This is a genomic window from Shewanella sp. SG41-3, assembly GCF_014164545.1.
Taxonomy (GTDB): domain Bacteria; phylum Pseudomonadota; class Gammaproteobacteria; order Enterobacterales; family Shewanellaceae; genus Shewanella; species Shewanella vesiculosa.
Map to the genome: position 1 here is coordinate 186733 of NZ_JACJFJ010000002.1, position 14713 is coordinate 201445.

Below are 14713 nucleotides of genomic sequence, written 5' to 3' on the forward strand. Positions count from 1 at the left end.
TTCGATAGATAAAAAAAGGAGACCAAATGGTCTCCTTTTTTGTCGTTAAACTTTAAAAAATTACTCAGCAGTTTCTTTTGCTTGAGCTTCTTTAATTGACAGTCTTACGCGACCTTGACGATCCACTTCCATTACCTTAACAGCAACTTCTTGGTTCATCTCTAGGTGATCAGATACATTAGCAACACGCTCATCACTGATTTGTGAAATATGCACTAAACCATCTTTGCCAGGTAGAATGTTAACAAATGCACCGAAATCTACGATACGGATAACTTTACCGTTATAGATACGACCCACTTCAACTTCGGCAGTGATTTCTTCAATACGACGAATAGCTTCTTTGGTAGCTTCGCCATTTGAAGAGGCAATTTTCACAGTACCATTGTCATCAAGTTCAATAGTTGTGCCAGTCTCTTCAGTTAGAGCACGAATTACTGCGCCGCCTTTACCAATCACATCACGGATCTTCTCTGGATTGATCTTGATTGTGGTAATACGTGGAGCGTGAGCAGAAATATCGTCACGATGTGAACCAATAGCTTGATCCATTACGTTTAGAATATGAACACGTGCGCCATAAGCTTGTTGCAGTGCAATATCCATGATCTCTTTAGTGATACCTTCGATTTTGATATCCATCTGCAATGCAGTAATACCATCACGAGTACCGGCTACTTTAAAGTCCATATCACCTAAGTGATCTTCATCACCTAAGATGTCAGAAAGTACAACAAAATCGTCGCCTTCTTTAACAAGACCCATCGCAATACCAGCAACAGATGATTTAATCGGTACACCGGCATCCATTAATGCTAATGAAGTACCACATACAGAAGCCATTGAGCTTGAACCGTTAGATTCAGTAATTTCAGATACAACACGAATGCTGTATGGGAATTCTTCAGCAGAAGGCATAACGGCATTCATACCGCGCCATGCTAACTTACCATGGCCAATTTCGCGACGCTTAGGTGAGCCAACCATACCTGTTTCACCAACAGAATACGGAGGGAAGTTATAATGAAGCATAAAGCGATTAGTACGCTCACCCATGATGCTATCAATCTTTTGTGCATCACGTTCAGTACCTAGAGTACAGGTAACTAAAGCTTGAGTTTCACCACGAGTAAACAATGAACTACCGTGAGTACGTGGAAGTACACCGGCTAAAACACTCAATGCGCGAATCATATCTGGTTCACGACCATCGATACGTGGCTTGCCACTGATAATACGTCCGCGAACAACATTTTTCTCTAGACTGCCAAGTAGATTGTCTACTTCGCGAGTATCAACATCTGGGTTTTCAGCCACTAATGCCGCTTTGGCAGCCGCTTTAACGATGCCAACTTGTACATAACGATCTTGCTTAACTTCAATTTGATAAGCTTCTGTCATGCCAGCTTCTGCAAGCTCTTTGATTTTAGCAACTAACACTTGATCTTGAACTGGTGCAGTCCAATCCCATGTTGGCTTGCCAGCTTCTGCTTTGAACTCAGCAATAGCATCAACAACGACTTGTTGTTGGTCATGACCATAAGTCACCGCACCTAGCATAATTTCTTCTGCAAGCGCTTTCGCTTCAGATTCAACCATCAGTACAGCAGCTTTAGTACCCGCAACGACTAAGTTTAATGAGCTTGTTGCAAGCTGATCAACCGTTGGGTTAAGGACATATTCATCGTTGATATAACCAACACGCGCCGCACCTAGTGGACCGCTGAAAGGAATACCAGAAATAGCTAATGCTGCAGAGGTACCGATCATTGAAACAATGTCTGGCTCAATTTGTGGGTCAACAGACACCACAGTGATGATAACTTGAACTTCGTTTTTAAAACCGTTAGGGAATAAAGGACGAATAGGACGGTCAATAAGGCGTGCAATCAGAGTTTCATCTTCTGAAGGACGACCTTCACGCTTGAAGAAACCACCAGGGATTTTACCTGCAGCATAGGTTTTTTCTTGATAGTTAACAGTTAGCGGGAAGAAGTCACGGCTTAAATCCGCTACTTTTTTACCAACTACAGTAACTAATACTGTGGTATCGCCCATGCTTGCTAAAACTGCAGCATCTGCTTGACGTGCAATAACACCTGTTTCTAAGGTGACTGTATGTTGACCATACTCAAAACTCTTTACAATTGGATTCACGTGACCCATTCCTTAATTTAATGACCTTTAATTACGCGCACAAGTATACTTCAATTACACCGAATAGTTAAATAGACGCGCGATACAGAATGTGAAAATGTTTTAAATAATCATTTTCCTAGATGAGATCACAGCATTAACAAACGATTTTGACAGTGATGAGCGAGTTTATGCCGATTAAATGACATGAGGTTCACTATTTGGCTTGATTATTAATGACAACAGAGATGAATTTAACTAAAGTCGTAGTAATAAGTATTATTATTTTTTGTGAAAGTTAACTAATTAATTCGCCCTATTGGCGATTTAATTTATATTGAGTATAAATTCTTGTAGTTTTAGGCTGTTAAACTGCAAATTTAACGTGAAAAGTCACTTAGATGACATGGAATAATACATGACGGCTCGTTTTAAGTCTCTCACATGGAAACAAACTAACTTAGTAGTTTTTACTGCTTTGTTTTTTGCTGTTGCTATTTTTATCATCGAAATAGCATTGGTTGTTGTTACCGCTAAACAACAGCTTACCGCGGCACAACAAGAGCTGCTCAATTCCGTCGAACAAACCACTACCAACGCGGTATGGTCGTTAGATGATAAACTTGCCAGTCAAACCCTAGAAGGCATTATAAAAGTCGATAATGTTGGCTCTGCAGTCATCGAGCTCGATGATGGTTCATTGTTTGTGTCTGAGGTAAATGAAACCGGAGAGTCCTCAAAAGCTTATGTTTCCTTAAGTAATCGTCTGTTTGGGGATCTAAAAGAAATCGCCCGTCCACTGTATCGCCCTTTCTATTTTGAAGGAAACAAACAACAACAGCTTATTGGCACCCTGACGATTTTTTACGATACCCAAAAGCTGACCACGAAACTGTTTAATCAATTACAACTCGGACTTATCGCAACATTAGCTCGAGCATTATTACTCACATTAGTATTAACCGTAGTATTTCATCGTTTTCTCACTCAACCGATAGCTCGGATTAGCGAAGCAATTGACAAAATTGATCCTGATTATCCTGACGAAAACCTGTTACCTATGTCAAAAGCTCATAAAGATGATGAGTTAGGACTGGTGACCAGTAAGTTTAATCAAATATTATTGCAGTTCAGTCAAACTCAAAATAAGCTGCGCAAAATGGCAACCCGAGATCCATTGACGGGCTTACCAAACAGGACCTTATTATTAGAGACATTGAATGTCACCATTCAACGATCTCGAGTCCACAAACGAAATTTTGCTCTACTCTTCATTGACTTGGATCGCTTTAAAAATATTAATGACTCCTTAGGCCATGCCATAGGTGATCAGTTTCTGGCGCGTATTGCGCGTATATTAGAACGAGTGGTGGGTGACAGAGGCAGCGTGGCTCGTCTTGGCGGTGATGAATTTGTTATCTTAGCCGATGAGATCCAAACACCTTCACAAGCGGCAGACTTTGTTGATAAATTACTCGCTCAATTAAATACTCCAATCCAGCTTAATGAGCACGCAATTCATCCCGCGGCATCGATAGGCATTTCTATATATCCCGAAGACGGTATCACTGCGGAAGACCTAATTCGTCATGCCGATATCGCCATGTACAGCGCTAAAGCGGCTGGCTCTAATCAGTGGTCATTTTTCAAGCAACAAATGACTGAACGTGCGGCAATAAGACTTCGCACAGAAGCCTCATTACACGACGCATTGAAAAACAACGAATTCTTATTATATTTTCAGCCTAAATTTGATTTAAAAACCAACAAAGTCGTCGGATGTGAAGCCCTTATTCGTTGGCAAAAAGACGGTCAATTGATAAGTCCGATGTCTTTTATCCCTGTGGCCGAAGAAACCGGAATTATTATCCCAATTGGCCGTTGGGTTATCGAGCAAAGCTGCAAAGTGATCCGAGAATGGCAACGTAAATACAATTATGAGATCCCTATTGCGGTGAACGTGGCATCGCAGCAATTCGCTGATGCCAGTTTAGTACCCGACATCAAGCAACTGGCAATTCGATACCAGATACGTCCTGAATTACTGGAAATTGAAATTACTGAAACATCGCTGATGAATGATGTTGAACAAGCAGTGACTAAATTAGAACAGCTTAAATCTGCCGGTTTTGGCATTGCGGTCGATGACTTTGGCACAGGATACTCGTCATTATCCTATCTACGTCACTTGCCAATAACAACAATGAAGATTGATCGTGCCTTTGTAAGTGATCTTCCTGAAGATAGTGCAATCGCATCGACTATTTTAATGTTGGGTCGTCAACTTGATTTGACAATTGTTGCTGAAGGTATTGAAAATATTCAACAACTTGAATGGCTAAAAGAAAATCAATGTGAGATTGGTCAAGGCTTTTACTTTAGCCAACCACTGCCGTTAGCCGAGTTTGAAGAGAAATATATTATCAGTAATACAGCTAAAGTCATTCATGCTTAAACACTCTGTATAAGCCACAGTAAACCTATCTCGTCAGCGGCTTACCCATAAGCGGCAAAGTATCATTTAGCGGCTAATAATCCTGTTAAAGGCCCCCTTTTCCCTTATTAAGTGAAATCAACTAAGTTAGTAGGGCAAAGGGCTACTTGCGAGGTATTTGTTACCCTAGTTTAGGGTGATTACAACCCACAATTCTTTTTTCTTTCAGTTCTTAATAATTTCAAGACTTAAAGCTGAGTAAAATATCCTAAAGACAAAACATAGATGAAGTTGCTCTGGAGTGATCAAAGTGCGGTTAAGTGCCCATTAACTCTTGTTGAATGTAGTCATGATCTACGGCCATTATTTATCCAAGCCTTAAAGGCTATTTCGGTAGATATGACAATATCGATACAGATGTGATCAATCAAAGTATGACTAAAAAAACAACCACAAATGATTATAGGAACTGGTCAGTGAAAGGATGGGCTAAAAACAAGCATTTTTAGGCAATAAAAAAGGAAGCTATTAGCCTCCTTTTTTATGGTTTAATCAGCCTACTAAAGTAAGCCGAGTGTCGAATTAACGACGTAAACCTAACTTCTGGATCATAGCAGTGTAACGTGCTACGTCAGTACGCTTTAAGTAAGCAGAAAGCTTACGGCGTGCACTAACCATACGTAATAAACCACGACGAGAGTGGTGATCATGGATGTGCTCTTTAAAGTGACTTTGAAGGTGGTTAATTTGAGCAGTTAACAAAGCTACTTGAACTTCAGTTGAACCTGTATCGTTTTCGCCGCGACCAAAATCAGCTAAAATTTTTGCTTTTGCTTCAGCACTTAGTGACATGTGTATCTCCAAAAAAAGTAAATGTATCTCAAGCCGATCACTAACTCAGCCAGAGCGAGGGCAGCATTTTAACCAGATTGATGGTTAACCGCAATATAAATTCGATTATTTATCAGTAAAAGCAAACAACAACTCCGACTGATTACTCTGCAGGAGCATTATCATGGATCACAATCAAACGCTTTGGTGCTAATAAGCCATCATCATTCATGATGCCCATACCAACAAACCGACGTTCATCACCAATAGTGATACGCACTAATTCATCAGGCTTAAGTCCAGCAGCCTGAATAGCCTGGCCTTGCATGACGTAATATAGCATCGCCTCTGGCAAGTTAATTTCAGGGAAATTAGCGACCGCGGTGTCCATTGGTAATAATAATGGGTCCATCAGAGTTTGAGGCGCAACGTCATCTCTATGAGCTTGCTCAAGTAGCGCTTCTAATTGCGCTAAGGTGACCATTTTTTCATACGGATATTCGGCAACTTGAGTACGACGCAGCATAATAACATGTGCACCACATCCCAACATTTCACCTAAATCATCAATAATGGTCCGTATGTAAGTCCCTTTAGAACAATGAATATCTAGGGTTAACTCATCACCTTCAAGCTTGATAAAACTAAGCTCAAAAACAGTGATTGGTCGAGACTCACGAGGTACTTCAATGCCTTCACGAGCATACTTATACAAAGGCTGGCCTTGGTATTTTAATGCCGAATACATTGATGGTACTTGTTGCGTTGTGCCACGAAAAAAGGCCAGTTTCTCATCGAGTTGTGCTTGAGTAAAATTAACAGGACGCGTCTGAACGACTTCGCCATCTGAATCACTCGTATCTGTGCGCTCACCCAATTTAGCCGTCACCAGATAACGTTTATCCGAGTCTAATAAATGCTGAGAGAACTTAGTCGCTTCTCCAAGACAAATAGGCAACATTCCTGTTGCTAGCGGATCCAAAGCACCTGTGTGGCCCGCTTTATTGGCATTAAAAAAGCGCTTAACTCTTTGCAGAGCAAAGTTAGAGCTCATGCCAGTATCTTTATCGAGTAATACTATTCCGTCGATGAAGCGACCTTTAGGGCGACGAGCCATTAATCTTGCTCCTTTTCACCGTCAACAGACTCGCTGTTATCAGAGACTTCTGGAGTAAATTGCTGTTGCTTGGCTTTATCTTTATTAATGACTTGGGTTACTAGGTTAGACATGCGCATGCCTTCTACCAGTGAGCTATCATAAATAAAGCGTAATTCAGGCATGACGCGTAATTTCATACGCCCAGCAACCAAAGTACGAACATAAGGTGCAGCAACAGTGAGTGCATCAATTTTTTGTTGAACAAGTTCTGTGTCTTCTTCAAAGAAGGTCACAAACACTTTTGCATAACTTAAATCACGTGAAACGTCGACATCGTTTACGGTAATGAAACCAATGCGAGGATCTTTCATATCGCGTTGCAGCACCATAGCAAGTTCTTGCTGGAGCTGTTGCGCAATGCGACGTGTACGACTAAATTCTTTTGCCATGATGATATGCCATATCGTTAGGTCTACAATCAAAAAGGGCGGCTAAAGCCGCCCTTCCATTGGTACTTATAAGGTGCGAGCAATTTCGACTGTTTCGAACACTTCAATTTGATCGCCCACTCGGACGTCATTGTAGTTCTTAACACCGATACCACATTCCATGCCATTACGCACTTCAGGAGCATCATCTTTAAAGCGACGTAAAGACTCAAGTTCACCTTCGAAGATAACTACGTTGTCACGTAATACACGAATTGGTGCGCTACGTTTAACGATACCTTCGGTAACCATACAACCTGCAATAGCGCCGATTTTAGGAGACTTAAATACATCACGAACTTCTGCAAGGCCGATAATTTCTTGTCTAAACTCAGGTGCTAACATACCTGTCATTGCAGCACGAACTTCATCAATTAGGTTGTAGATGATGCTGTAATAACGTAAATCGACACTTTCTGAATCTATGGTTTTGCGAGCCTGTGCATCAGCACGGACGTTGAAACCAACAAGAATCGCATTTGAAGCAGCGGCTAATGTTGCGTCGGTTTCGGTTAATGCACCAACACCGCGAGCAATAATGTTCACTTTAACTTCAGCTGTTGACAGTTTAGCTAAAGATTCGCAAATCGCTTCAAGAGAACCTTGAACATCAGCTTTAAGTACGATGTTAAGCTCTTGTACTTCGCCTTCTTCCATGTTGGCAAACATGTTTTCTAGTTTAGACTTCTGCTGACGCGCTAACTTAACATCACGGAATTTACCTTGACGATATAAAGCGACTTCACGAGCTTTACGTTCATCACGTACAACAGTGGCTTCATCACCCGCAGAAGGCACACCAGAAAGACCTAAGATCTCAACCGGAATAGAAGGACCCGCTTCAGTAATTGAATGACCATTTTCGTCTTTCATCGCACGGATTTTACCGTACTCTAAACCACATAAAACGATATCACCTTGGCGTAACGTACCTTCTTGAACCAAGATAGTTGCCACAGGGCCACGACCTTTATCAAGTTGTGATTCAATAACAACACCCGCAGCCATACCATCACGTACTGCTTTAAGTTCTAATACTTCAGATTGAAGTAAGATACCTTCTAACAATTCGTCAACGCCCATACCAGTTTTGGCTGATACGTGAACGAACATGTTATCTCCGCCCCAATCATCTGACATGATGCCATGTTGAGACAGCTCACTCTTAACGCGCTCTGGATCAGCATCTGGCTTATCCATTTTGTTAACAGCTACGATTAACGGTACGTTACCCGCTTTAGCATGTTGAATCGCTTCAATCGTTTGTGGCATTACGCCATCATCGGCAGCAACAACCAAAATAACAATATCAGTCGCCTTAGCACCACGAGCACGCATTGACGTAAACGCCGCGTGACCAGGAGTATCAAGGAAAGTGATCATGCCGTTTTCAGTTTCAACGTGGTATGCACCAATATGCTGAGTAATACCACCGGCTTCGCCAGCAGCAACTTTCGCACGACGGATATAATCAAGTAATGACGTCTTACCATGGTCAACGTGACCCATGATAGTCACAACAGGAGCACGAGACTCTAGTTGGATGTTGTCATCGCGATCTTTTAGTACTTGATGCTCAAGCTCGTTTTCACGAATCAGCACAACCTTATGACCTAACTCTTCAGCAACCATTTGAGCGGTTTCTTGGTCAAGTACTTGGTTAATCGTCACCATAGAGCCCATTTTCATCATTTGCTTGATGATAACAGTGGCTTTGATTGCCATTAAATGCGCTAATTCAGATACGGTTACGGTTTCACCGATGCGTACATCACGACTCACTGCTGCAGCGGGTTTATTAAAACCGTGCGCCATAGATTCTGGTGCTGTGCTGCGGTTACGCATGTGTTTTTCACGACCGTCACGCGCATCTTTTCCGCCACGTTTTTTGTTGGCATTTTTGTTGCGAGCACGACGACCACGTTTTTCATCATCGGCATCAGAACTGTCTTCAGCTGCACGAGCAACTTTAGATGTGGTGATATGATGATCACCGTTCTTTTCTGCATCTAAACGTTGACGCTCTTCTTCAGCCCAACGCTTTGAGTTTACTTCAGCAAGTAGACGTGCTGTTTCAGCTGCTTTGGCGGCTTCATCTTTTTGCTTCTGAGTTAACACAGCTTCTTGAGTCGCTTTTAAACGCTCGGCTTCAGCTTTTGCTGCTGCAGTTTCTGGGTCAGCAACTTTAGTTACTTTAGGTTCAGACTTTACTTTTTCTGATTTCAATTTGGCTTCTGCTTCCGCTTTTTTCTTTGCTTCAGCATTAGCTTTCGCTTCTGCCGCTGCTTTTGCTTCAGCTTCCACTCTTACTTGAGCTTCAGCATCTGCTTTGGCTTTTGCTTGAGCTTCTAATTCAGCTTGTTTGGCTAATTCTGCATCATCACGCTTAACAAAAGTACGTTTCTTACGTACTTCTACTTTAACGTCTTTCGACTGACCGCCAGTGCTTGCAACACTTAACGTAGACACGGTTTTACGTTGCAATGTCATTTTAGTCGGTACTGAATCTGCACCATGCTGTTTTTTTAGAAAATCAAGAAGCTGTTGCTTCTCTTTTTCTGAAACAGTATCGAGTTGTTTTTTGCTTATACCAGCATCTGAGAATTGTTCGATTAATCGATCAACTGATTTTCCCACTTCCGCTGCTAATTTTTCTACACTTGTATCTGCCATCAATTAAATCCCCCTGTTGATCGACTTATGCTTCTTCGCCAAACCAACAGATATTGCGGGCAGCCATGATGAGCTCACCTGCTTTTTCTTCTGTTAATTCTTCAATATCAATTAAATCGTCAATACCTTGCTCGGCCAAGTCTTCTAAAGTCACTACACCTTTGCTCGCTAGAACATAAGCTAAATGTCTTTCTAATCCTTCCAATGCTAATAAATCATCACTTGGCTCTGCACCATCTAACGCTTCTTCAGACGCTAATGCTCTTGTAGAGATAGCGGCCTTTGCACGTTCACGTAATGCTTCAACGATTCCTTCGTCGAAACCTTCTATTGCTAATAGCTCAGATTCTGGAACATAAGCGATCTCTTCTAACGAAGTGAATCCCTCATCAGCCAATACGGCTGCAAAATCTTGATCTACATCTAGATAAGCCACAAACAAGTCAATCACCTTAGCGCTTTCGGCTTGGTGTTTTTTGTTCATGTCTTCAACTGTCATTACGTTCAGTTCCCAACCAGTCAGTTGAGTCGCTAAACGAACGTTCTGGCCGTTACGACCAATAGCTTGTGCCAAACTGTCTGCTTCAACAGCAATATCCATCGAATGATTATCTTCGTCGACAATGATAGAGGCAACATCAGCTGGCGCCATGGCATTGATCACATATTGCGCTGGATTATCATCCCACAACACGATATCAACACGCTCGCCGCCTAGCTCGTTTGATACGGCTTGCACTCGAGCACCACGCATACCAACACAAGCACCAATTGGATCGATACGACGGTCATTTGATTTAACGGCTATTTTAGCACGAGCACCTGGATCACGAGCGGCACCCATCACTTCAATCAATTCGTCGTAAATTTCAGGCACTTCAACCCGAAATAGCTCAATCAGCATTTCTGGCTTGCTGCGAGTTAAAAATAACTGCGCACCGCGAGCTTCTGGACGAACTGAGTACAATAATGCACGCACACGGTCACCAGGACGGAAAGATTCACGGCTGATTAAATCTTCTTTAAATAACACGCCATCAGCATTATTACCTAAATCAACAACCACGCTTTCACGGGTGCTTTTCTTAACAACACCAGTAACAATCTCACCTTCACGTTCAATAAATTGTTCAACAATTTGTGCACGTTCAGCTTCACGTACTTTTTGCACGATAACTTGTTTAGCAGTTTGTGTAGTAATACGGTCAAATGCGACAGAGTCGATTTGATCTTCGATATACTCACCAACTTGAATCTCTGGCTCTTCATAACGAGCGGCTTCGAAGGTAATTTCGCTATATGGGTTTTCCAAAGCCTCGCCATGATCGTCAACAACCATCCAACGACGGAAAGTATCGTAATGACCGGTTTTACGATCAATCGCAACGCGAACTTCAATATCGCCTTCGTATTTTTTCTTTGTTGCGGTAGCCAGTGCAATTTCTAGCGCTTCGAAAATCTTTTCGCGCGGAAGGCCTTTCTCATTGGAAACCGCTTCTGCGACTAGCAGGATCTCTTTATTCATTTGGTCTTGCCTCGTCCTTCACCTGAAACTATCAAAACTTAGCGATAATGCTGCCTTTACGGATATTATCCAAAGCAACAATCAAGTCTTTACCATCAACGGTTATGGTGAGCATTTGCCCATCAACACTATTGATGACGCCTTTTAAATTACGACTACCCGCAACAGGCATAGTCAGTTGTATTTTTGCATCCTCACCTTTATAGGCAGCATATTGCTCGGCGGTAAATAACGGTCTATCTACGCCAGGTGAAGATACTTCTAATGTGTATTCTGTAGAAATAGGGTCTTCAACATCCATAACTGCGCTAACTTGACGACTGGCTGCTGCACAATCTTCAATATTGATGCCATTCTCGTGATCAATAAAAACACGTAAAATTGAATGACGACCAGCTTGAATATATTCAATGCCCCATAGTTTAAAGCCTAATGCTTCAACAGGTACTGTTAACATTTCAACAAGCTTGGATTCTATTGTTGCCAAAAATGACCCCCAAAAAAACAAAAAAAGGGCTAATAGCCCCATTGCAACCCGCATAAAATACGGATATTTAAAAGTTCATATAACAAAAAACCCCGTAATCACGAGGTTATTTTATTATAAAACCTGTAAATTGTAATTTATTTTCTAACGAAATTAAATTACAAGGAGCTGGTTGCGGGGGCCGGACTTGAACCGACGACCTTCGGGTTATGAGCCCGACGAGCTACCAACTGCTCCACCCCGCGTCAACTGTATGCAAGTATATTGATTTACACTATATCTTGCAATAACTAATCAAACGCTATCTATCATTTGTTAGTTAAATTTGGTGCCGAGAGCGGGACTTGAACCCGCACGTCCGTTAAGACACAGCCACCTCAAGGCTGCGCGTCTACCAATTCCACCACCTCGGCGTTACCTGGTTTACTAGTCAGGAATTTTCGTTTCTGACTTTTCGGTTTGCACCGGAGCTTCATCAATGATTTGCTCTGCTGCTGGACCTAAATCTTTCCACTGATCATTTTGCTCTGTGTGATTAGCACTTAAATTACCAATCACTAAACTCAATGCAAAAAAGCCAATGGCTAATACTGCAGTACTGCGAGTCAGGAAATTACCTGAACCACTTGAGCCAAATAATGTGCCTGAAGCACCGGCTCCGAAAGATGCGCCCATGTCGGCACCCTTTCCTTGTTGGATTAATATTAAGCCGATAAGACCTAACGCTACCACCAAGTATACAACTATAAGAACTTCGTACATATAATTACGCGCTCATTGCTATGGTACATAAACTTAAAAACTCACTTGAGTTCAAACTTGCACCGCCAATCAGACCACCATCAACATCAGGCTGGGCAAATATATCTGCCGCATTGCTTGGGGTGACGCTACCACCGTAAAGAATTCTGATATTCTCACCAATAAAGGGAGAAACTTCCGAGAGGCGACTGCGAATAAACGCATGTACTTCTTGTGCCTGCTCTGGTGTAGCACTTTTACCTGTCCCTACTGCCCATAAAGGTTCGTAAGCGATAATTGCGTTATCAAAAGCCATGGTACCGTTTTTTTCAATTACTATATCAAGCTCTTCAGCAATCACCTCAAAGGTACGTCTTGCTTCACGAGCTGGTCCTGATTCACCTACACACAAAATCGGTGTCAGACCGTGTTTCTGAGCAGCAGCAAACTTCTCTGCCACAATATTACTCGTCTCTCCGTACATACGGCGACGTTCGGAATGGCCGATAATCACATACCGACATCCAGAATCTTTTAGCATCTGCCCGGATATTTCGCCTGTGTATGCACCAAAATCATGTTGACTCAGATTTTGTGCACCCATTCTAACAAGCGCACCATCTAAGGTTTGCTTATTGGCTTCAAGCAGCTGCCGAACACTTTCAAGATAAATTGAAGGCGGGCATAAAACCACTTCAGCGGAATCATTTTGGAGCTTGGTAGCAAACTTCTTGAAAAGCTCTTGGGCCAATGCCGAATTACCATTCATTTTCCAGTTACCAGCGACCATAGGACGTCTGAGTGCCATTCACTGTCTCCTCTGAAAGCGGCGTGAATAATAGCGAACCACTTATCAAGTTACAAGAGCTAAAAGGGGAATATTTCATATAAACTGTCGAAGCGTCTACTTTTTGAGCGAGCAACGGCTTATCTTAATATTCAAATAATTAACATGCTGCCTTTACCGCGTCAGCAATACGATTTGCATGCGCAAGCACTTGGGGATGATCATCTCCCTCGACCATGACTCTAATTAACGGTTCAGTACCCGACTTACGTAATAATACACGTCCACGAGCACCCAATTGTTGTTCAACATCCGCTTTAGCTAACTTAACCGCCTCGCTATCGAGTGGATTAGAGCTGCCTTCAAAACGCACATTAACTAACACTTGCGGTAACATCTTCATCGATTCAGTTAATTGTTCAAGTGAAGCATTTTGACGTCGCATTGCCGCGAGGACTAAAATACCTGCAATGATACCATCACCAGTAGTACCATGATCAAGATTAAGAATATGGCCAGAGTTTTCACCGCCTATTCGCCACTTATTCTTCTTCAGCATCTCCATGACATAGCGGTCACCGACCTTAGAACGAACAAAAGGAATATCAAGTGCTTGCAGCGCTAAGTCCAAACCTAAATTAGACATTACGGTGCCAACAACTCCGCCGTTTAAAATACCACGTTTTTGGGCATCTACCGCTAAAATATATAAAATCTGATCACCATCAACCACTGCGCCATGACGATTAACCATCATAATGCGATCGCCATCACCATCTAATGCAATACCTAAATCAGCTTTTTCAACTAAAACGGTTTCACAGATTTTTGCCATTGCTGTTGCACCGACTTTATCATTGATATTGAGACCGTCAGGTTTATCTCCAATAGCAATAACATCGGCACCTAATTCACGAAAAACGTTAGGAGCAATATGGTAAGTGGCGCCATGAGCACAATCGACGACTATTTTTAATCCTTTAAGTGTTTGATCAGCTGGAAAATTACCTTTGCAGTACTCGATATAGCGCCCTGCTGCATCATCAATACGCCGAGCCTTGCCCAGTAGATGCGACTCAACACAGACTAACGGTTTTTCAAGTTCTGCTTCTATCTCTAGCTCGATTGCATCATCCAGTTTACTGCCATCGGTAGAGAAAAACTTGATACCGTTATCATAATAAGGATTGTGTGATGCACTAATCACGACACCGGCCTCAGCGCGAAAGGTACGAGTTAAATAAGCCACTGCTGGAGTTGGCATAGGGCCTAGCAGCAAAACGTTAAGTCCCGCGGCTGATAAGCCTGCCTCTAAAGCTGATTCAAACAGGTAACCTGAAATACGAGTATCCTTACCAATAATCACTTTTTGGGTGCCATTTCGAGACAATACTCGTCCAGCCGCCCAACCGAGCTTCAATGCCAATTCAGGAGTCATTTTACCCGCCCCTACTTTGCCGCGAATACCATCGGTTCCAAAAAATTTTCTTTGCTTCACAGATCCCTACTTAA

The 14713-nt window shown here is 42.2% G+C and carries 11 protein-coding genes and 2 tRNA genes; 1 reads left to right on the plus strand and 12 read right to left on the minus strand.

Annotated features, from left to right (window positions below; all coding sequences use genetic code 11):
- Window positions 1-60: 60 nt before the first annotated feature.
- Window positions 61-2157: a polyribonucleotide nucleotidyltransferase gene (pnp, locus tag H5164_RS04090; protein WP_124017630.1), complete on the minus strand. Its 2097-nt coding sequence runs from the start codon at window positions 2155-2157 to the stop codon at window positions 61-63.
- Between the two features lie 397 nt (window positions 2158-2554).
- On the opposite strand from pnp, the gene H5164_RS04095 reads away from it, so the two are divergent.
- Window positions 2555-4591 (plus strand): bifunctional diguanylate cyclase/phosphodiesterase, encoded by a 2037-nt coding sequence (locus tag H5164_RS04095; protein ID WP_124017631.1) that lies wholly within the window; start codon window positions 2555-2557, stop codon window positions 4589-4591.
- A 561-nt stretch (window positions 4592-5152) separates the two neighbouring features.
- Here H5164_RS04095 and rpsO read toward each other — a convergent pair.
- The 11 genes from rpsO to glmM all read right to left on the minus strand — a co-directional run bounded on the left by rpsO (window position 5153) and on the right by glmM (window position 14699).
- The gene (gene rpsO, locus H5164_RS04100) at window positions 5153-5422 is read right to left on the minus strand and encodes a 30S ribosomal protein S15 (RefSeq protein ID WP_124017632.1); all 270 of its coding nucleotides are present in this window, start codon (window positions 5420-5422) and stop codon (window positions 5153-5155) included.
- A gap of 142 nt (window positions 5423-5564) precedes the next feature.
- Window positions 5565-6518, minus strand: coding sequence for a tRNA pseudouridine(55) synthase TruB (gene truB, locus H5164_RS04105; protein ID WP_182754903.1), 954 nt, complete (start codon window positions 6516-6518; stop codon window positions 5565-5567).
- Window positions 6518-6949 (minus strand): 30S ribosome-binding factor RbfA, encoded by a 432-nt coding sequence (rbfA, locus tag H5164_RS04110; RefSeq protein ID WP_124017634.1) that lies wholly within the window; start codon window positions 6947-6949, stop codon window positions 6518-6520. Before rbfA ends, truB begins: the two co-directional genes overlap by 1 nt.
- A 66-nt stretch (window positions 6950-7015) precedes the next feature.
- The gene (gene infB, locus H5164_RS04115) at window positions 7016-9661 is read right to left on the minus strand and encodes a translation initiation factor IF-2 (protein ID WP_124017635.1); all 2646 of its coding nucleotides are present in this window, start codon (window positions 9659-9661) and stop codon (window positions 7016-7018) included.
- 25 nt (window positions 9662-9686) lie between these two features.
- Window positions 9687-11186 carry a transcription termination factor NusA gene (nusA, locus tag H5164_RS04120; protein WP_124017636.1) on the minus strand — a complete coding sequence of 500 codons (1500 nt, stop codon included), beginning with the start codon at window positions 11184-11186 and terminating at the stop codon, window positions 9687-9689.
- Window positions 11187-11217: 31 nt separating this feature from the next.
- Window positions 11218-11673, minus strand: a complete 456-nt coding sequence (rimP, locus tag H5164_RS04125; RefSeq protein ID WP_124017637.1) for a ribosome maturation factor RimP — start codon at window positions 11671-11673, stop codon at window positions 11218-11220.
- Window positions 11674-11842: 169 nt separating this feature from the next.
- Window positions 11843-11918, minus strand: a tRNA-Met gene (locus H5164_RS04130).
- A gap of 81 nt (window positions 11919-11999) precedes the next feature.
- Window positions 12000-12086: transfer RNA gene (locus tag H5164_RS04135), tRNA-Leu, on the minus strand.
- A gap of 13 nt (window positions 12087-12099) precedes the next feature.
- Window positions 12100-12435, minus strand: a complete 336-nt coding sequence (secG, locus tag H5164_RS04140; protein ID WP_124017638.1) for a preprotein translocase subunit SecG — start codon at window positions 12433-12435, stop codon at window positions 12100-12102.
- A 4-nt stretch (window positions 12436-12439) separates the two neighbouring features.
- Complete coding sequence (gene tpiA / locus H5164_RS04145; RefSeq protein WP_124017639.1) at window positions 12440-13222, minus strand: triose-phosphate isomerase; 783 nt, start codon at window positions 13220-13222, stop codon at window positions 12440-12442.
- A 139-nt stretch (window positions 13223-13361) separates the two neighbouring features.
- Complete coding sequence (glmM, locus tag H5164_RS04150; RefSeq protein WP_182697862.1) at window positions 13362-14699, minus strand: phosphoglucosamine mutase; 1338 nt, start codon at window positions 14697-14699, stop codon at window positions 13362-13364.
- Window positions 14700-14713: the final 14 nt, after the last annotated feature.